Consider the following 18,607-nt stretch of genomic DNA (forward strand, 5'->3'; position numbering starts at 1 on the left):
TGACGACCTGCTCCGGCACCTGTCGGCGCAACTCCAGACCTGACACACCAGATGTCAGCAACGAAAGGGAAATATCACAATGGATCCAATGATTGGCCTCGGCGCACTCATCGGTGGCGGCCTGATCATGGCCGGTGGCGCCGTCGGTGCCGGTATCGGTAACGGTCTGGCCGGTAGCCAGCTGATCGCCGGTATCGCTCGCCAGCCCGAGGCACAGGGTCGCCTGTTCACCCCGTTCTTCATCACCGTCGGTCTGGTCGAGGCGGCCTACTTCATCAACCTGGCCTTCATGGCGCTCTTCGTGTTCGCCACCCCGATCAGCGCCGGCTGATCGTCGCTCTCCCTTTTGTCGCCGAGTAGAAACGACACCTCACCACAATGACGCTTGCTGCAGAGAACTTCCTGCTCCCGAATGGAACGTTCTTCGTTGTCCTGCTCATCTTCGTGATTTTGCTGCTGGTCATCCGCAAGTTCGTGGTTCCGCCGATCCAGCAGGTCCTCGAGGAGCGGGACGCGATGATCCACCGCACCGTGGAGGACAACCGGACCGCCGCCGCCGAATTCGAGGATGCGGACGTCCAGTTCCGTTCGCTCCTCAAGGAAGCGCGCGGTGAGGCCACCGCCAAGCGCGACGATGCTCGCGCCCAGGGGCGGGAACAGCTGAACGAGATGAAGCAGCGAGCGACCGCCGAGGCCGACGCCGCCCTGCAGTCGACCAGCTCCGAGCTGGCGACGCAGGGTGAGCAGGCCGCCTCGACGGCTGCAGCTGATGTGGACGCACTCGCCAAGACGCTTGCGGCGCGTGTGCTCGGTGTCGACTCGGCAACTCTTTCCGATACCCGATCGACGAGCGGAGCGGTGAACTGATCATGGCTGCCAACACTGAGACCGAATCCGACCAGGGCCCCATCGGCACCTGGCTGCACGACATCGGTGCTGCGTTCGACCCCGCGATCTTCATCGCTCAGCTCTTCGGCTTCGCGGTCATCCTCTTCCTCCTGTGGAAGTACGTCCGGCCGCCGGTGGCGAAGATGATGCGGGATCGACAGGAGACCGTGCGTCAGCAGCTCGCCGAGAGCGAGGCCGCTGCCAAGCGCGTCGCCGACGGCAAGCAGGCCCGCGAGAAGGCGGTCGCCGAGGCCAAGGCCGAGGCGGAACAGATGCAGAAGGACGCCGCGGCCGACGCCGAGGCGATCACCTCCGACATCCGCGCACAGGCCGACCACGAGGTCAAGCGCATCTCCGAGCACGGCCGCAACCAGGTCGCCCTGGTGCGCGCCAACCTCGTTCGTCAGCTGCGCACCGATCTCGGACTCACCGCGGTCGACAAGGCCGGCGAACTGGTGCGCAACCATCTCGCCGACGACTCGGCCCAGGCGGCCAGCGTCGATCGGGTCATCGACGAACTCCAGGAGATGTCGTCGGGTTCGGCGAACGCGGTTCCCTCGAGCGCCTCGCTCGTCGGTCTGCACGCGATGCGTGCCGCCAGCCGCGACGCCGCTCTCGCCGTGTCGGAGCACTTCGATTCGGCGGCAATCGATCTCGACGGTTCGGCACTGGCCGACGCCTCGGGTGACCTCACCGCGGCCATCAACTTCCTCGGCGAGAACCCGGTGCTGCGCAAGCGCCTGGTCGAGGACGACGAGAACCCCGAGGGCAAGAAGGCCATGGTGCACCGTCTGTTCGACGGCAAGCTCGCCCCGGTCGTCGTCGAGGTGCTCGCGACCGCGTCGAGTCAGCGGTGGTCGTCGTCGAGCGACTTCGTCGTCGGTCTGCGTCGTCAGAACTCCCTGATCGTCCTCACCGCCGCCGAACGCGACGGGGTCATCGAGCAGGTCGAGGACGAGCTCTTCCGGGTGAGCCGAGTCCTCGAGGCCAACCCGCAGCTGTCCTCGCTGCTGTCCGACCACGGCAAGGACGCCGACAAGCGCGTCGACCTGCTGAAGAAGCTGGTCGGCGACAAGGTCGGCACCCACACCTGGACGCTGCTGTCCTCGACCGTGCGCCTGCTGCACGGCCAGGCCGCCGACGTCGCTGTCGATCAGCTCGCCGAGCTGGCCGCCGCCCGTCGCGGCGAGTCGGTCGCCCACGTGGTGTCCGCCTCACCGCTGTCCGATGCCCAGATCGATCGACTGTCGGGCGTGCTCGGCGGAATCTACGGTCGGACCATCTCGGTGCAGACCGAGATCGCCCCGGAACTGCTCGGCGGTCTCCGGATCAGTGTCGGCGACGAGGTCATCGACGCCGATGTCGCGACACGGCTGGCCAAGGCCGCCGAGACGCTGCCGCGCTGACGACCACCCCGACACACCCGAACCCACGAAGCCCAGAGCTCAGAGCCTTCGAGACTCAGAGCCACATCAAGGAAAGACGAGAACCCATGGCGGAGTTGACGATCTCACCAGACGAGATCAAGGGAGCGATCGAGCAGTACGTCTCGTCGTTCGAAGCCGAAGCGTCGCGTGACGAGGTCGGCATCATCACCGATACCTCGGACGGCATCGCCCACGTCAGCGGCCTTCCGAGCGCAATGGCCAACGAGCTCCTCGAGTTCCCCGGCGGCGTCCTCGGCGTCGCACTGAACCTCGACGAGGACGAGATCGGCGCCGTGATCCTGGGTGACTACGAGTCCCTGGAAGAAGGCCAGCAGGTCAGCCGCACCGGCGACGTGCTCTCCGTCCCCGTCGGTGATGCGTTCCTGGGACGCGTCATCAACCCGCTGGGTGCCCCGATCGACGGCCAGGGCGACATCGAGGCCGACGAGCAGCGCGTCCTCGAGTTGCAGGCCGCCACCGTGCTCGAGCGCCAGCCGGTCGAGGAGTCCCTCGCCACCGGCATCAAGGCCATCGACGCCATGACCGCCATCGGCCGCGGACAGCGTCAGCTCGTCATCGGCGACCGCAAGACCGGCAAGACCGCGGTCTGCATCGACGCCATCCTGAACCAGAAGGCCAACTGGGAGACCGGCGACCCCACCAAGCAGGTTCGCTGCATCTACGTCGCGATCGGTCAGAAGGGTTCGACCATCGCCGGCGTCAAGTCCGCCCTCGAAGAGGCGGGCGCGATGGAGTACACCACCATCGTCGCGGCTCCCGCCTCGGACTCGGCCGGCTTCAAGTGGCTGGCCCCGTACACCGGCTCGGCCATCGGCCAGCACTGGATGTACCAGGGCAAGCACGTCCTCATCGTGTTCGACGACCTGACCAAGCAGGCCGAGGCCTACCGCGCCATCTCGCTGCTGCTGCGTCGTCCGCCGGGCCGCGAGGCATACCCCGGTGACGTCTTCTACTTGCACTCCCGTCTGCTGGAGCGTTGCGCGAAGCTGTCCGACGAGCTCGGCGGCGGCTCGATGACCGGTCTGCCGATCATCGAGACCAAGGCCAACGACGTCTCGGCGTTCATCCCGACCAACGTCATCTCGATCACCGACGGCCAGGTCTTCCTGGAGTCGGACCTCTTCAACAAGGGTGTTCGACCGGCCATCAACGTCGGTACCTCGGTGTCGCGCGTCGGTGGCGCCGCCCAGACCAAGGGCCTCAAGAAGGTCTCGGGATCGCTGCGTCTGGAGCTGGCCCAGTTCCGTGAGCTGGAGGCCTTCTCGGCCTTCGCCTCCGACCTCGACGACGCCTCGAAGGCACAGCTCGAGCGCGGTGCCCGCTGGGTCGAGATGCTGAAGCAGGACCAGTACAGCCCCTTCTCGGTCGAGGATCAGATCGTCTCGATCTACCTCTGCGGTGAGGGCCACTACGACTCGGTCCCGGTCGACGACGTGCGCAACTTCGAGACCCAGCTGCTGAGCCACCTGCACCACAACGCGACCGGTGTCTACGACTCGATCGCCGGCGGCAAGGTGCTCAGCGACGACCAGGCCGAGGCCCTGATCGCCGAGACCAACAAGTTCAAGAACGGCTACCTCACCCACGACGGCCGTCGCGTCGTCAACGAGGCCGAGGCCGAGGCGATGGATGCCGACAACGTCGAGAACGAAGAGATCAAGATCCGCAAGTGATCTCAGACGTCAACGGACATCGCGAAAAGGAAGGGGTGAGGGCTCATGGCCAGCATTCGTGAGCTGCGCTCACGCATCCGGTCGGTCCAGTCGACCAAGAAGATCACCAAGGCTCAGGAACTGATCGCGACCTCGCGTATCACCAAGGCCCAGGGACGGGTGGCGGCGGCCAAGCCGTACTCGCAGGAGATGACCGCCGTGCTCTCGGAGCTGGCGAGCAACTCGGGATCGCTGGACAACCCGCTGCTCAACGAGCGGGAGAACCCGAAGCGCGCGGCGATCCTGGTCGTGACCAGCGACCGCGGTATGTGCGGTGGTTACAACGCGAACGTGCTCAAGGCGACCCGCGAACTCATCGCGCTCCTGCGCGACGAAGGCAAGGAAGCGGTCCTGTTCGTCATGGGTCGCAAGGGTGTCGGGTTCTTCAGCTTCCGGGGTCTGGAGATCTCGGACTCGTGGACGGGCTTCTCGGAGTCACCGCAGTACTCGGACGCGGCGACGGCGACCAGCTTCCTGGTGGACCTCTTCCAGGCAGGATCGGGCACCGAGGTCGAGCGCCCAGAAGGAGACGGCACCCTCGAGGGTGTCGACGAGCTGCACCTGGTCTACACGCGGTTCCAGTCGATGCTGGCGCAGGTGCCCGAGGTCCGGCGGATCGCCCCGCTGGTCGTGTCGCACGACGAGGATTCGTCCGACGACACGCCGTCGCGCAACTACACCTTCGAACCCGGGGCCGACGCCCTGCTCGACGCGCTGCTGCCGAAGTACGTGGCGACGCGGGTCTACGCGGCGCTGCTGGATTCGTCGGCATCGGAGTCGGCCGCGCGCCGCACCGCGATGAAGGCCGCGACGGACAACGCCGAAGAACTGTCCAAGTCGTTGTCGCGCGAGGCCAACCAGCTCCGCCAGGCCCAGATCACCCAGGAAATCAGCGAGATCGTCGGCGGCTCGAGCGCACTGGCGAACTAGCGTGCGCGCCAGCCGAGTCCGGATCGACGAGAACCCATACTTCGATAAAGAGGAAGTGACCCAAGCACCATGACCGCAGCAGTAGAAACCCCCTCCGCGCAGTCGGCGGGTTCCGCCGACGGGCGGGTCGTCCGCATCATCGGCCCCGTGGTCGACGTCGAGTTCCCGCGGGGCTCGATTCCTGAACTGTTCAACGCCCTGCACGCCGAGGTCGCTCTCTCCTCGGTCGCCAAGACCCTGACCCTCGAGGTCGCGCAGCACCTCGGTGACAACCTGGTGCGCACGATCTCGATGCAGCCGACCGACGGCCTGGTCCGCGGCGCGGCCGTGTCCGACACCGGCAAGTCGATCGTCGTGCCGGTCGGTGATGTCGTCAAGGGCCATGTGTTCAACGCCCTCGGTGACTGCCTCGACAGCCCGGGCCTGGGTCGCGACGGCGAGCAGTGGAGCATCCACCGCAAGCCGCCGGCCTTCGACGAGCTCGAGGGCAAGACCGAGATCCTCGAGACCGGCATCAAGGTCATCGACCTGCTGACCCCGTACGTCAAGGGCGGCAAGATCGGTCTGTTCGGTGGTGCGGGCGTCGGCAAGACCGTCCTCATCCAGGAGATGATCACGCGTATCGCGCGTGAGTTCTCCGGCACCTCGGTGTTCGCCGGCGTCGGTGAGCGCACCCGTGAGGGCACCGACCTCCACCTCGAGATGGAGGAGATGGGCGTTCTCCAGGACACCGCGTTGGTGTTCGGTCAGATGGACGAGCCGCCGGGCACGCGTATGCGCGTGGCGCTGTCGGCGCTGACCATGGCGGAGTACTTCCGCGATGTGAAGCACCAGGACGTGCTGCTCTTCATCGACAACATCTTCCGCTTCACGCAGGCGGGCTCGGAGGTCTCGACCCTCCTCGGCCGTATGCCGTCCGCGGTGGGTTACCAGCCGACCCTGGCCGACGAGATGGGTGAGCTCCAGGAGCGCATCACCTCGACCAAGGGCCGTTCGATCACCTCGCTGCAGGCGATCTACGTCCCCGCCGACGACTACACCGACCCGGCACCGGCCACGACGTTCGCGCACCTCGACGCGACCACCGAGCTCTCGCGTCCGATCTCGCAGCTGGGTATCTACCCCGCCGTGGACCCGCTGACCTCGACCTCGCGCATCCTCGAGGCGTCGATCGTCGGCGACGAGCACTTCCGCGTCGCCAACGAGGTCAAGCGCATCCTGCAGAAGTACAAGGAACTGCAGGACATCATCGCCATCCTCGGTATGGACGAGCTCTCCGAAGAGGACAAGGTCACGGTGCAGCGTGCGCGCCGTATCCAGAAGTTCCTCGGCCAGAACTTCCTCGTCGCCGAGAAGTTCACCGGCCAGAAGGGCTCGGTCGTCCCGCTCGCCGACACCATCGAGGCCTTCGACCGTGTCGCCAAGGGCGAGTTCGACCACCTGCCCGAGCAGGCGTTCAACAGCTGCGGTGGACTCGACGACGTGGAGGCCGCCGCCGCCAAGATCAGCGGAAAGTAGCGGTTCGCCATGGCTGAGAAGTCCTTCCACGTCGAGGTTGTCTCCGCGGATTCGAGCCTGTACTCGGGAGAGGCCACGTTCGTGATCGCGCAGACCACCGTCGGTGAGCTGGGTGTCCTGGCCAACCACGAGCCGCTCCTGGGCCAGTTGGTCCCGGGTGGTTTCGTGGTCATCGTCGAGGAGAACGGCAACCGTCGTGCGGCAGCGGTCGAGGGCGGGTTCCTCTCCGTCACCGGCGAGGCCGTCACGGTGCTGGCGGAGTCGGCCGACTGGGCCGACGACGTCGACGTCAACGCGGAGAAGACCGCGCTCGACGAGGCGGAGCCGGATTCGCCCGAGTACCACCGTGCTCACGCGCGTCTGACTGCGGCACAACACCTTTCCCGGTAGAGCGAGCCGCGCGAGCGGTTCGGGTCAACGACCGACCTCGGCCGGCCATCGGAATTCTCCGATGGCCTGCCGAGGTCGTTTGGCGTCTCATGTGCACGTTCTGGCATGCTTGTTCCACAGCCCCCTGTCCCGCGTGTATGCAGCCCAAGCCGTCTGGAGCCCTACCGGGTTCGACGCTTCGCCTATCCGCGGTGACTGCACGAAGGAGTAGGTGATGTCGCTGGCGGTCGTGATGCTCAGTGTGCTGCTGGCGGTGGCGCTCCTGTTGTGTGGCTTCCTGGCGCTGCGTCTGGCGCAACTCCGACGCGCGGGTACTCCGGTCCTGCTGCGCACGGTGCCGGCCGGCGTCGACCAGGGATGGCGTCACGGCACCGTGCACTACAGCGACGACTCTCTGCGCTACTACCGGCTCACGTCGCTGAAACCGGGGCCGAACGTGACGTTCGCACGACAGGGCATGGAGATCTCCGGTCGTCGCGCCCCCGAGGGCACCGAGACGGATATCCTCGACGGCATGCTCATCCTGCAGGTGCAGACCGCCGGCCGCGCCGAGGACGACTACGAACTGGCGATGGGCCCGGGTGCGGTGACCGCGTTCCAGTCCTGGCTCGAATCCCGGCAGTCCGCGAGATCGCAGCGGCGCCGCAGCGCCTAGGATTCCGGCCGCGCCGGGGGACGTTGCCGGTTGCCGCCCGGAACCCACTTGACGTCGCCGGGCGAGTTCGCGCCCTGCTGGTCGCCTCCCGCGGCGGGGCGAGTGCGGTTCGCCACCCGCGACAGGATGAACAGCAGATCCGACAACCGGTTCAGGTATTTCGCGGGCAGCAGGCTGGTGTCGTCGGGGTGGGCGGCGACCGCGGCCCACGCCGAGCGCTCGGCCCGTCTGGTCACCGTTCGTGCCTGATGCAGCAGGGCAGCCAGCGGTGTGCCGCCCGGCAGGATGAACGAGTCCAGTGCGGGCAGGTCGGCACCGAAGGAGTCGCACCAGCGCTCGAGGGCATCGATGTAATCCTGCGCGATGCGCAGCGGCGGGTACTCGGGGTCGTCGACGACCGGCGTGGAGAGGTCGGCGCCGGCGTCGAAGAGGTCGTTCTGGACGGTCGTGAGCACTTCCCGGAGGTCGTCGGGGACGTCACCCCCGAGTGCCAGGGCGAGACCGATGACGGCGTTCGCCTCGTCACAGTCGGCGTAGGCGACGACACGCGGATCGGTTTTGGGCACCCGGGAGAAGTCGCTCAGCCCGGTGGAGCCGTCGTCGCCCGTTCGGGTGTAGATCCTCGTCAGGTGTACCGCCATGCGTCGAATGTACTGCGCCGGACCCACGGGATCGGACGCACGGTCGGAGGACGTACTGGCCGGTGGGCCGGTGACCCCGGACGGTTAAGGTGGCAGTCGTGAGCGATCGGTTTCTGGTGTCCGGGGGAGCGCGTCTGTCCGGCGAGGTGGCAGTGGGGGGCGCGAAGAACAGCGTCCTGAAACTCATGGCCGCGGCCCTCCTTGCCGAGGGGACGACCGTGCTGACCAACGCACCCGAGATCGCCGATGTCCCGCTGATGGCGGACGTTCTCCGCGGTCTCGGTGCGGTCGTCGACATGGACGGCGAGACGGTCACCATCACGGCGCCGGCGGAGCCGAAGTTCCACGCCGACTTCGCGGCGGTCCGGCAGTTCCGCGCCTCGGTCTGTGTCCTCGGCCCGCTGATGGCGCGTTGTCACCGAGCCGTCGTGGCGCTGCCCGGCGGAGACGCGATCGGGTCGCGGCCGCTCGACATGCACCAGGCGGGTCTGCGCGCCCTGGGCGCCACCAGCTCGATCGAGCACGGCTGCGTGGTGGCCGAGGCCGACACGTTGGTCGGCGCACCGATCGCGCTGGAGTTCCCGTCGGTGGGGGCGACCGAGAACATCCTCATGGCCGCCGTGCTCGCCGAGGGACAGACCACCATCGACAACGCCGCCCGCGAGCCGGAGATCGTCGACCTGTGCGTGATGCTGCAGCAGATGGGCGCACAGATCGACGGCGCCGGCACCTCGACGCTGACCGTCGTCGGTGTGGACCGGCTGCATCCGACGACACACCGGGTGGTCGGAGACCGCATCGTCGGTGCCACCTGGGGGATTGCGGCCGCCATGACGCGCGGTGACGTGACCGTGCGCGGCGTGAAACCCGAGCACCTGCAGCTGGTTCTGAACAAACTGGGCGACACCGGCGCGGTGGTCGACACCTTCGACGACGGCTTCCGGGTCCGGCACGACCGCCGGCCCACCGCCGTCAACGTCTCGACGCTGCCGTTTCCCGGATTCCCCACCGATCTGCAGCCGATGGCGATCGGCCTCGCCGCCATCTCCGACGGCATGTCGGTGATCACGGAGAACGTCTTCGAGGCCCGGTTCCGCTTCGTCGAGGAGATGGTCCGTCTCGGTGCGGATGCGCGGACCGACGGCCACCACGCCGTCATCCGCGGGATCGACCGCCTGTCGAGTGCGCCGGTCTGGTGTTCGGACATCCGGGCGGGCGCCGGCCTCGTGCTGGCCGGGCTCGTCGCCGACGGGGTGACCGAAGTGCACGACGTCGAGCACATTGACCGCGGGTACCCGCACTTCGTGGAGATCCTGCGCAGTCTCGGCGGTGAGATCGAGCGCGTGCGCGACTGAACCCTGTCCGATCGGACAGGTACCGGCCCGTCCGGCCGGGTGCACTGTGGTCGAGGACGGGCAGGACCCCTTGTCCCGGTTGTGATCTGGACGACATTCTCGTTGTGACAGACCAACCGTCACAAGGAGTTCACCACCATGGCCATTGAGCTGAACCAGATCTGGGACTTCCCGATCAAGGAGTTCCACCCGTTCCCGAAGGCGAAGCTGGGTGTCGGCGCGCACGACATGCTCGGTGTCGAGGCCAAGGACCTGGGCATGACCCGTGCGCTCCTGATGACGACGGGTCTACGCGGCTCCGGGATCATCGAGGAGCTGATCGGCAAGATCGAGTACCAGGGTGTCGACGTGGTGCTCTACGACCAGGTGGAGTCCAACCCCAAGGACTACAACTGCATGGACGCCGCGGCCCTCTACCAGTCGGAGAAGTGCGACGGCATCATCTCGGTCGGTGGCGGCTCCAGCCACGACGCCGCCAAGGGTGCACGTATGGTCATCGCCCACGACGGCCGCAACATCAACGAGTTCGAGGGCTTCTCCAAGGCCACCAACAAGGAGAATCCGAAGCACATCGCGGTCTCGACGACGGCCGGCACCGGCTCGGAGACCTCCTGGGCCTACGTCATCACCGATACCTCGGACATGAACAAGCCGCACAAATGGGTGGCCTTCGACGACACCTGCCTCGTCGACCTGGCGATGGACGACCCGCTGCTCTACTACACGTGCCCCGAGCACTTCACCGCCTTCTGCGGTTTCGACGTGCTCGCGCACGCGAGCGAGCCCTACGTGTCGCGTCTGGACTTCGCACCCTCGCTGGGCAATGCCAAGTACTCGATCGAGCTGATCCGCGACCATCTGCGCACCGCCGTGTACGACCCGCGAAACCTGGCGGCCCGCACCGGGATGATGTACGCGCAGTACATCTCCGCGCAGGCGTTCAACTCCGGCGGCCTCGGTCTCGTGCACTCGCTGTCGCATGCGGTGAGCGCGTTCTATGACAGCCATCACGGGCTGAACAACGCCATCGCCCTTCCCCGCGTCTGGGAGTACAACCTGCCGTCTCGCTACGAGCGTTACGCCGAGATCGCCGCGCTGCTCGGTGTCGACACATCGAAGATGACGACGGTCCAGGCCGCCGACGTCGCCGTCGAGGAGGCCATCCGCTTGGGCAAAGACCTCGGCATCCCCGACAACTTCGGTCAGCTGTCGACGAGCAGCTACGACAAGAACCGGATGAACACCGGCAAGTACGAGGGCCGCGGCGAGACCATGGACACCTCGGACAAGCAGATCCGCGCCATCGCCGAGCACATGATGGACGACTGGTGCACGCCGGGCAACCCGCGGGAGAGCACCGTCGAGTCGCTGATCCCGATGGTGGCGCACGCCTTCACCGGCAGCTACTGATCCGCCCGCTCGCCCGCCTGATCCGAGATCCTGACTGTTCCGAGAACCGTAGGCCGACAAGGAGTCCGACATCCGATGACGCACGTGTGCGCACCTCGGGAAACCCCCGAGGACATCACCCGGGACATCACCCCGGACAGCCGTTCCTTCCCGTCCGTGGAGGAGCTGACCGAGGCGTTGGGTGAGCAGGGATACCTGATCGGTCCGGAACTGGCGGTCGTCGTCCATCTCGCGACGCTCCTCGACCGGCCCCTCCTGCTGGAGGGGCCGGCCGGGGTCGGCAAGACGGAGCTGGCGAAGGCGCTGGCGTCGGCATCGGGGCGCGAGCTGGTACGGCTGCAGTGCTACGAGGGTCTCGACGAGTCGCGTGCCCTCTACGAATGGGACTACGCGCGACAGCTTCTCCATGTGCAGATGCTGCGCGATCGCATCAGTGCCGAACTCGCCGCCGAGACGACCCTCTCGGCCGCGAGTTCGGCGCTGGCGCGCGCCGAGGTCGGCGTCTACACCGAGGACTTCCTGGTGGCCCGGCCACTGATGGCGGCCATCACGTCGGCCTCGCCGACGGTCCTGCTCGTCGACGAGATCGACCGCACCGACGAGGCGATGGAAGCGGTGATGCTCGAGGTCCTCGCCGAGCGCCAGGTGACGGTCCCCGAACTCGGGACGTTCGCGGCGCGGTCGTCGCCGTGGGTCATCCTGACCTCCAACGACACTCGCGAGCTATCGCCCGCGCTCAAACGTCGCTGCCTGCACTTCCAGGTCGACTACCCGGATCCGCAGACCGAGCGGGACATCGTCGCGGTCCGCGCGCCAGACGTCGAGGAGACGGTCATCGCCGAGGTGGTCGACCTCGCGCGCCGCCTCCGAGACCTCCCGTTGCGCAAGAGCCCGTCCATCGCGGAGGTGATCGACGCCGCGCGGGCCGCCTCGTACCTCGGAGCACGGGACGGACAGGCGGGCACGCCGATCGACGCCGAGCATCGCAGCGCTCTGCTGGCGCTGCTCGTGAAGTTCGGCGCGGACGGTGAGATCGCCCGGCGCGCACTGACTGCCGAGGCCGACAGCGGTGGGTCGCCGGTGAACGGATCACCGGTCGGCGTCGACGGCACGACGCCCGGCGGGTCGGTGACCGCGCGCGCCTTCGGTGCCGGGCGCGCCCGCAGTGCGGGTGTCCGACCGGGACGATGACGCCGATGACTGCGGCGTCGGCCACCCCGGTACCCGTCGCCGCCGCGAGGCGGGCGGACCCGCTCGACCTGCTCGCGGTCGCGTTCGGAAGGGTCCTGCGGAGCTCCGGGATCGCGGCCTCGCCCGCCGAGGTCATCGAGATCCGGCGGACCCTGTCGATGGTCGGCGCCGCCGAGCCGGCGGTCCTGCGTGCGGCGCTACAGAGCGTGTGCGTCAAATATGGCTACGAGACAGCGGGTTTCGAGCGGGCCTTCGAGCTCTTCTTCCTCGGCGCCGAACCCGATCGCGCCGACGAGGACGACCTTCCACGGGCCCGCGGCGTCGCGGCCGATCTGCCCGATGACGTGGTCTGGGACGAGGAATTCGAGGGCGCGGCCCGCCAGATCGGCGCCGACGAACACACCGACGAGATCGGCCACCTGATGGCCGACGATCCCGACGCCGCGCACCGGGACGCCGAGAGCGCTCACCGGGAGGAGAACGACTTCAGCGTCTCGGCCGGCGCCGAGCAGCTCGGCGTCGACCCGGACGGCGGCACGACCGGTGGGGGAGTGACCTACACGGTCGAGGTCGACACCGCCGACTCGTCGACCGTCGGCGAACTGACCGGATCGGCAGCCCGGGTCTCGAGCCGGCCGCTCGGGCTGACCGGGGCCCACGCAATCCTCGCCGCACTCGACGCCTACGATCCGCGCAAGGCATACGGCACCGACGGCAACGACGACCTCGGCGACGCCCGGAGGACCGAACTGGAACGGGCACTGGGTGCTTTCGTCGACGCGCTGGTCGCACGCCTGGACGCCGACGGCGGCGCCGAGGCGGTCTCCGGCGCCGACCGGTCGGCCGAGGGGTATGTCGACCAAGCTGAGATCGATCGCGCCTGCCACCGGCTGATCCAGCGCATGCGCGGCGCCCCGCGCCGGGTGGTCCGCCCGGTCGACCGGGGTGTCCTCGACATCCGGGCGACGATGCGCGCGTCGGTCGCGACCGACGGTGTGCCCGCCGAACTGTGGCGGCGCCGCAGGCGGCCCGGCCCGGTCCGGCTGCTGGTCCTCGTCGACGTGTCGTTGTCGGTCCGGCCGGTCACCGGGTTCATCCTGCGTCTCGCGCAGACTCTGCATCGCTTCGGCGACCGTTGCGAGGTCGTCGCGTTCGTCGATCGGCCGGTGCGCGTCACGACCGCACTGCGGTCCGCGGCGGCCGACTCGGCTCTCGCGGCGGTGCTCGCCGCCGACGGTCTGGATCTCGCCGCGACGAGCGACTACGGGCGCATGTTCGGCGAACTGCTGGGCGGCTGCGGGGACCTGATCAGCAGGCGGACATCGGTGCTCGTCGTCGGGGATGCGCGCAGCAATGGTCTCGATCCGCGTGTCGACCTGGTGGCCGAGGTCGGTCGCCGATCGCACCGAATCGCCTGGATCACACCGGAACCCGAGCGCTACTGGGCGCAATCCGGGTGCGCGATGGCCGACTACGCCGAGCACTGCAGCGGAGTCGTCAGCGTGCGTGACGGCGCCGAGATGCTCGCGCGTTGTGACGAGCTGGGTGCGGCGCTGAGGTGACCTGGGTAGCGTCGGGGTACCGCCGGGGCGAGGTGGTCGGACGGTGCGGTCGGAGTGGATGGAACGGAGGCGGGACGAATGGTGGGTGACGTCCGTCGGCGCGCATCGGGCCAGGTCGCCAAGTTCCACACCCCGGAGATCGTGCTGGGCCCGGGCGCCTTCGGGGAGGTGCCGGTCGCGACGGCGGGACTCGGGATGCGCCGACCGTTCGTGGTCAGCGATCGTTGTCTGGAACGCACCCCCTGGTACGCACAGCTGATGGCCGGGCTGCGTGCCGGCGGCCTCGACGCGGCGTCGTACCTGGATGTCTCGCCCAACCCGCGGTCCGGCGAGGTCGCGGCGGCGTTCCTCGCCTACAAGGCACACGATGCCGACGGCCTCGTCGCCCTGGGCGGCGGTTCGGTGATCGACGCCGCCAAGGGTGTCGCGGTGTTGGCGGCCAACGGCGGTCACATCCTCGAGTACGAGGGAATCGACCGTGCCCGACGACCGCTCCCGCCACTCATCGCGGTGCCGACGACGGCCGGCAGCGGCGCCGACGTCTCCCAGTTCTGCATCATCAACGACGCCGAGCGGCGTACCAAGGTGACCATCATCGGGCGTTCACTCGTGCCGGACGTGACGGTGAGTGACCCGACCCTGCTGATGACCGCGCCCGCCGCGGTCACCGCCCAGGTCGGCATGGATGTACTCACCCACTGCGTCGAGGCCTACGTCTCGCTCGCGCACGGACGACTCACCGATTCGCTTGCGCTGGAATCCATTCGCGGCGTGTGGACGCATCTCGAACGCCTCGTCGACGATCCGCGGGACCGGGTAGCGGCCGAGGAGATGTCGCTCGCGGCACTACGGGCGGGGATGGCGTTCACCAACGCGATTCTCGGCGCCACGCACGCGATGAGTCACCCGGTCGGCGGGCACTGCGACGCCCCGCACGGCGCGATCAACGCCGTCCTGCTGCCGCACGTGATCCGCTACAACGCCCATGTGTGTGCCGACGGCTTCGTCGACCTGGCCGACGCCATCGGGGTCGAGACATCCGGCGACGCCCGGACCGTCGCCGACCGACTGGCCGATGCGATCGCCGCGCTCGGCGCCCGGGTCGGCATGCCGGCGTCGCTCGAACCGCTGGGCGTGCGCAGCGCCGACCTCGACCGCCTCACCGCCCACGCGCTGGCCGATTCGTGCATGACCACCAACCCGCGGCGTCCGCAGGCCGCAGGCATCCGGGACCTCTACGCCGAAGCGCTGTGATGACCGGTCCGTCGCCCGAGCGAAGCGCTCTCCCCGAACAGGCCGACCTCGAGAGCCTGGTCGGACTCCGCAGCGTGAAGGGCAGCCACTACGCGGCGCTGCGCGGGGTCGAGGCGCGGCTGAGTCGGGTGGTCGGTGCGCTGGAGCGGATCTCGCGTGCTCTCGTCCGTACCGCCGAAGGGCCCGAGGCGTTGGTCATCGCGGTCGTCGAGGCGGCGCGGGACCATCTGGGCGCGGACTGGGTCGTCTTCGCGCTCGCGGACGGCCGGCTCGAGCAGTCGGCCCCGCGACACCTGATCAGCGCGAGCGGTGGTCGGCTCTACGCCTTCGAAGGGTCCGAGCGGGCCGCCACACCCGACGACCTGCCCGACGAGGTGCTCAACCGGCTCAACGACATCCTCCGCGGACACGAGACCGTCCTGCACGGCGCGATCCTCCAGGAGGACCACGTCCACGTCCCCGTCGAACTCGACGGCAACGTCGTCGGGGGACTGTCGGCCTGGACACCGGTCGGTCGCATGGTCGATCCCACCGATCTCGTCGTGCTGCGCATCCTGGCCAGCCAGGCGATCGTCGCACTGCTCAACGCCGAGCTGTTCTCCGAGACCGACCGCCACGCAATGGAACTCGCCGAGCGCAACACCGAACTGGAACGTACCCAGCGCGAACTGTCGGCGGCGATGCGGGCGACCGTGCTCAACGAGGAGCGCGGACGGATCGCCCGCGAGCTCCACGACTCGGTCACCCAGTCGGTGCTGTCGGCGGGGGTGCAGATCGAACTGTGTCGCGGCCTCGTCGAAGGTCCCGCACTCGATCGCCTGGAGATGGCGGGCCGGCTGACCAAGGAGGCCGTGGAGCAGTTGCGGTCGTTCATCTACGCGCTCAACAACGCCACGAACGCGCCGTCGCCGAGTGTGCGCGACGTCCTGACCGAGCTGTGCTCGTTGCACATGCCGCCGGACCTGCGCACGGCGGTCCACATGCGCGGCCGGGAGCGCGATCTTGCCGATGAGGTCCAGCACGCCCTGCTGCGGATCGCCGGCGAGGCCCTCTTCAACACCGCCGTCCACTCGCGTGCCCACCAGGTCACGGTGACCCTCACCTACGCCACGGACACCGTCGCACTGTCGGTCGACGACGACGGCGTAGGTGATCCCGAACATCTGCGCCGGGTGATGCGCACTGCGTCGCTCGGCGATCTCACGGCCGGACGGCACCGCGGCCTGGCCAACATGTCCTCGCGCGCCGCCGAGCTCGGAGGCGAACTGCGGATCCGCCGGTCGCGCATCGGCGGTATCCGCGTCGCGGTCGTGCTGCCGATCGGCACGGCCGGCTCCGCGACGCCCGACGACCCGCTCAGAACGAAGGAGTTCGGTTGAGCGACAACGACATCAGGCGCCCCATCCGGACGCTTCTCGTCGACGACCACGCCCTCCTGCGCCAGGGCATGCGGTCGCTGCTGGAGCGCGAGGACGTCGTCGACGTGGTCGGTGAGGCGGGATCGGCCGACGCCGCGCTGGCCGAGGTGAACGCCCGACACCCCGATGTCGTCGTGGTCGACCTCAAGCTGTCGGCGGGCACCGAGTACGAGGGGCTGCGGCTCATCGAGCAGATCGCGCAGCGCCACCCGGAGGTCGCTGCGCTGGTGCTGACCACGTTCCTCGACGACGATCTGGTCGTACGCGCCGTGCGGGCGGGAGCCCGGGGGTACGTGGTCAAAGATGTCGACACGACCGAACTCGTGCGCGCGATCCAGGCGGTGTCCGGCGGCGGCAGCGCCTTCGACCCGCGCAGCGCGGCCGTCGTCCTCCGCGCGGTGTCCGGCGAGAACGAGAAGTCCGAGGCACTCAGCGACCGGGAGCGCGAGGTCTTGCGTCTCCTTGCCGACGGACTGTCGAACAAGCGGATCGGCGAGACCCTCTACATCTCGGAATCGACCGTGAAATTCCACATTCGCAACATCATTCGCAAGCTCGGGGTGTCCAAACGGACCGACGCGGTGTACATCGCCAGCAAACGCGGGCTGATCTGACGCGGTCGCTCGGTACCCGCGGCCGGACTCGAGGAATCAGGACCGGGGGGTGAGGACGAGCCATCCGCCGTGATCGACGACGACCTCGGCGCCGGCATGCGGGACGGCTCGAGCCCAGCCGCACAGGTCGTTCTCGGTGAGCCGGACGAGGTGGCCGAAATGCGGGCTCGGCTCGTCTTCGAACGGCACGCCGATGACCACGCGCTGCCGGGCGACCCGGAGGGCCTCGCCGATCGCGGCGTGCGCCCCCGCGGGATCGAGATGTTCGAGGAGATGGATGAGCGTGACGGTGTCGGCCGAGTCGTCGGCGTAGGGGAGAGCGATCGCGTTCCCGACGGTTGCGACGACGGGCAGTCGGAGTCGGTGAGCGGCGTCGGAGAGCAACGACACCGCTCCGGGCGAGATGTCGCAGGCCGCGACCTGGAGACCGTCCAGGGCGCAGGCGAGAGCGAAGAAGCCGAAGCACGATCCCACCTCGAGGACGTCCCCGCCCGAGACCAGGCTCCGCGCGCGTTCGTGGACGGGAGCGAATGCCGATGCGCCCGTGCGTAGTTCGCGAAGCGTGTTGTCGTAGAAAGCCGCCCACGCGTCGGTGTACCTACTCGCCGAGGTGCGGATGATCCCCATCGCGGCGCATTCGAACTGCGACTGGCCGGCCAGCACGCCGGCCTCGACGAGGGCGACGAGTCCGTCGACGACCACGGCGTCGGAGATGCTGTGCTCGTCGAAGGGATGGGCGATGTGCAGGACGCCCGCCTGTCGGCGCCAGGAGAGGAGACCGCAACGCGTGAACCCCTCGGGGACAAGCGCGGACGAGACAACCCGCGTTGGGAGTCCGGGTACCGGCGAAGAGCCGATGGGCGCGGTCGTCGGGGTCGTGGCCAGTTCGGTCGCGGTCATGTTTCGACCGTATGAGCGCTCTGACCTGCGCATAACTGACCGACCGGGGGTGATGACCTGTCCGAAAGGACGGTCTGCGACGCACGTCACATCGATGTGATTCACCGAAATCCGCGCGCAGCAGCGGGATTCGGTTCCGCGCGGCAGGCGATGACCTGCGGCGATGGCTGTTGGGGCGGGCGGCGAGCAGGCGATTTGACCCCGACGATCCGGTTGCGTAACTTTCTTCGAGTCAGCGAGCCACGGCGCCGCCCCGGAAGACCTGGAAGGGTCTGATGGTGGGGAGTGGAGACCGGGTTTCTTGGCTGGCCGCCCCTGAATGTTTCGGCTTGAGTCGTTGTGGCTTGGGTAGAGTGTTTGGGGTTGCTGGGTCTCTCAGCGGTTCGGAATTCTTCGGGGTTGCGGGCTGCGGGTGGGGTCTGGTAGGCTGGAAGAGTTGCCCCGGAGACGGGGTGGCTGGCAAGGTTGAATGCGAAGTCTGCTGGTGAGAGCCCTGTTGAGGGGTGGGTAGCTGGTGGGTGTGTGTTCTTTGAGAACTCGATAGTGTGATGATGAATTGTCTGATGCCAATTTTTGGCATCGTGCATCTTTTGTGGATGTAGATGTTTGTTTTTTTGTGTGGCGTCCGGGCCCCGTCCTGGGTGTCACATTTTGCTAGGTTTATTTTGGTCAGGTTGTGCTTTCCTGATTGTGTTGAAACGCCGGCCTTTTTTGGGGTTGG

General features: G+C 67.9%; 17 protein-coding genes. 15 read left to right on the forward strand and 2 right to left on the reverse strand.

Translation table 11 applies throughout. From position 1 onward, the window contains the following. Window positions 1-79: 79 nt before the first annotated feature. From ACFUEJ_RS19595 to ACFUEJ_RS19630, 8 genes are all read left to right on the forward strand, one after another. Window positions 80-331, forward strand: a complete 252-nt coding sequence (locus ACFUEJ_RS19595; RefSeq protein WP_004021252.1) for a F0F1 ATP synthase subunit C — start codon at window positions 80-82, stop codon at window positions 329-331. Between the two features lie 47 nt (window positions 332-378). Next, complete coding sequence (locus tag ACFUEJ_RS19600) at window positions 379-867, forward strand: F0F1 ATP synthase subunit B (protein WP_055474991.1); 489 nt, start codon at window positions 379-381, stop codon at window positions 865-867. A gap of 2 nt (window positions 868-869) precedes the next feature. Continuing rightward, the gene (locus ACFUEJ_RS19605; protein ID WP_055474990.1) at window positions 870-2,294 is read left to right on the forward strand and encodes a F0F1 ATP synthase subunit B/delta; all 1,425 of its coding nucleotides are present in this window, start codon (window positions 870-872) and stop codon (window positions 2,292-2,294) included. An 86-nt stretch (window positions 2,295-2,380) separates the two neighbouring features. Next, complete coding sequence (gene atpA / locus ACFUEJ_RS19610) at window positions 2,381-4,009, forward strand: F0F1 ATP synthase subunit alpha (RefSeq protein WP_055474989.1); 1,629 nt, start codon at window positions 2,381-2,383, stop codon at window positions 4,007-4,009. A gap of 45 nt (window positions 4,010-4,054) precedes the next feature. Beyond that, on the forward strand, window positions 4,055-4,978 hold the full coding sequence (locus tag ACFUEJ_RS19615; RefSeq protein WP_055474988.1) for a F0F1 ATP synthase subunit gamma: 924 nt from the start codon (window positions 4,055-4,057) through the stop codon (window positions 4,976-4,978). Window positions 4,979-5,047: 69 nt separating this feature from the next. Next, complete coding sequence (gene atpD / locus ACFUEJ_RS19620; protein WP_010842985.1) at window positions 5,048-6,496, forward strand: F0F1 ATP synthase subunit beta; 1,449 nt, start codon at window positions 5,048-5,050, stop codon at window positions 6,494-6,496. 9 nt (window positions 6,497-6,505) lie between these two features. Continuing rightward, window positions 6,506-6,886 carry a F0F1 ATP synthase subunit epsilon gene (locus tag ACFUEJ_RS19625; protein ID WP_055474987.1) on the forward strand — a complete coding sequence of 127 codons (381 nt, stop codon included), beginning with the start codon at window positions 6,506-6,508 and terminating at the stop codon, window positions 6,884-6,886. Window positions 6,887-7,100: 214 nt separating this feature from the next. Continuing rightward, a complete protein-coding gene (locus ACFUEJ_RS19630) occupies window positions 7,101-7,541 on the forward strand; it encodes a DUF2550 domain-containing protein (protein ID WP_055474986.1) in 441 nt (146 codons plus the stop codon). On the opposite strand, the gene ACFUEJ_RS19635 is transcribed toward ACFUEJ_RS19630, so the two are convergent. Next, window positions 7,538-8,182: a cob(I)yrinic acid a,c-diamide adenosyltransferase gene (locus ACFUEJ_RS19635; RefSeq protein WP_226513011.1), complete on the reverse strand. Its 645-nt coding sequence runs from the start codon at window positions 8,180-8,182 to the stop codon at window positions 7,538-7,540. The two genes, ACFUEJ_RS19630 and ACFUEJ_RS19635, sit on opposite strands and share 4 nt — an antisense overlap. A gap of 98 nt (window positions 8,183-8,280) precedes the next feature. On the opposite strand from ACFUEJ_RS19635, the gene murA reads away from it, so the two are divergent. The 7 genes from murA (at window position 8,281) to ACFUEJ_RS19670 (ending at window position 16,986) form a co-directional block, all read left to right on the forward strand. Further along, window positions 8,281-9,537, forward strand: coding sequence for a UDP-N-acetylglucosamine 1-carboxyvinyltransferase (gene murA, locus ACFUEJ_RS19640; RefSeq protein WP_058252773.1), 1,257 nt, complete (start codon window positions 8,281-8,283; stop codon window positions 9,535-9,537). A gap of 138 nt (window positions 9,538-9,675) precedes the next feature. Continuing rightward, window positions 9,676-10,947 (forward strand): NDMA-dependent methanol dehydrogenase, encoded by a 1,272-nt coding sequence (mdo, locus tag ACFUEJ_RS19645; RefSeq protein ID WP_388031306.1) that lies wholly within the window; start codon window positions 9,676-9,678, stop codon window positions 10,945-10,947. A gap of 75 nt (window positions 10,948-11,022) precedes the next feature. Further along, window positions 11,023-12,138 carry an AAA family ATPase gene (locus ACFUEJ_RS19650; RefSeq protein ID WP_388031309.1) on the forward strand — a complete coding sequence of 372 codons (1,116 nt, stop codon included), beginning with the start codon at window positions 11,023-11,025 and terminating at the stop codon, window positions 12,136-12,138. Window positions 12,139-12,143: 5 nt separating this feature from the next. Further along, a complete protein-coding gene (locus ACFUEJ_RS19655) occupies window positions 12,144-13,700 on the forward strand; it encodes a VWA domain-containing protein (RefSeq protein ID WP_068969941.1) in 1,557 nt (518 codons plus the stop codon). Window positions 13,701-13,778: 78 nt separating this feature from the next. After that, on the forward strand, window positions 13,779-14,954 hold the full coding sequence (locus ACFUEJ_RS19660) for an iron-containing alcohol dehydrogenase (RefSeq protein WP_065632850.1): 1,176 nt from the start codon (window positions 13,779-13,781) through the stop codon (window positions 14,952-14,954). Continuing rightward, complete coding sequence (locus tag ACFUEJ_RS19665) at window positions 14,954-16,333, forward strand: histidine kinase (protein ID WP_388031312.1); 1,380 nt, start codon at window positions 14,954-14,956, stop codon at window positions 16,331-16,333. Before ACFUEJ_RS19660 ends, ACFUEJ_RS19665 begins: the two co-directional genes overlap by 1 nt. Next, complete coding sequence (locus ACFUEJ_RS19670) at window positions 16,330-16,986, forward strand: response regulator transcription factor (protein ID WP_058252764.1); 657 nt, start codon at window positions 16,330-16,332, stop codon at window positions 16,984-16,986. Before ACFUEJ_RS19665 ends, ACFUEJ_RS19670 begins: the two co-directional genes overlap by 4 nt. Before the next feature lie 36 nt (window positions 16,987-17,022). Here the strand turns inward: ACFUEJ_RS19670 and mftM are convergent, their stop codons facing one another. Next, window positions 17,023-17,886, reverse strand: coding sequence for a mycofactocin oligosaccharide methyltransferase MftM (gene mftM / locus ACFUEJ_RS19675; protein ID WP_259936457.1), 864 nt, complete (start codon window positions 17,884-17,886; stop codon window positions 17,023-17,025). Window positions 17,887-18,607: the final 721 nt, after the last annotated feature.

Source organism: Gordonia sp. NPDC057258 (assembly GCF_042668985.1).
GTDB classification, from domain to species: domain Bacteria; phylum Actinomycetota; class Actinomycetes; order Mycobacteriales; family Mycobacteriaceae; genus Gordonia; species Gordonia hongkongensis.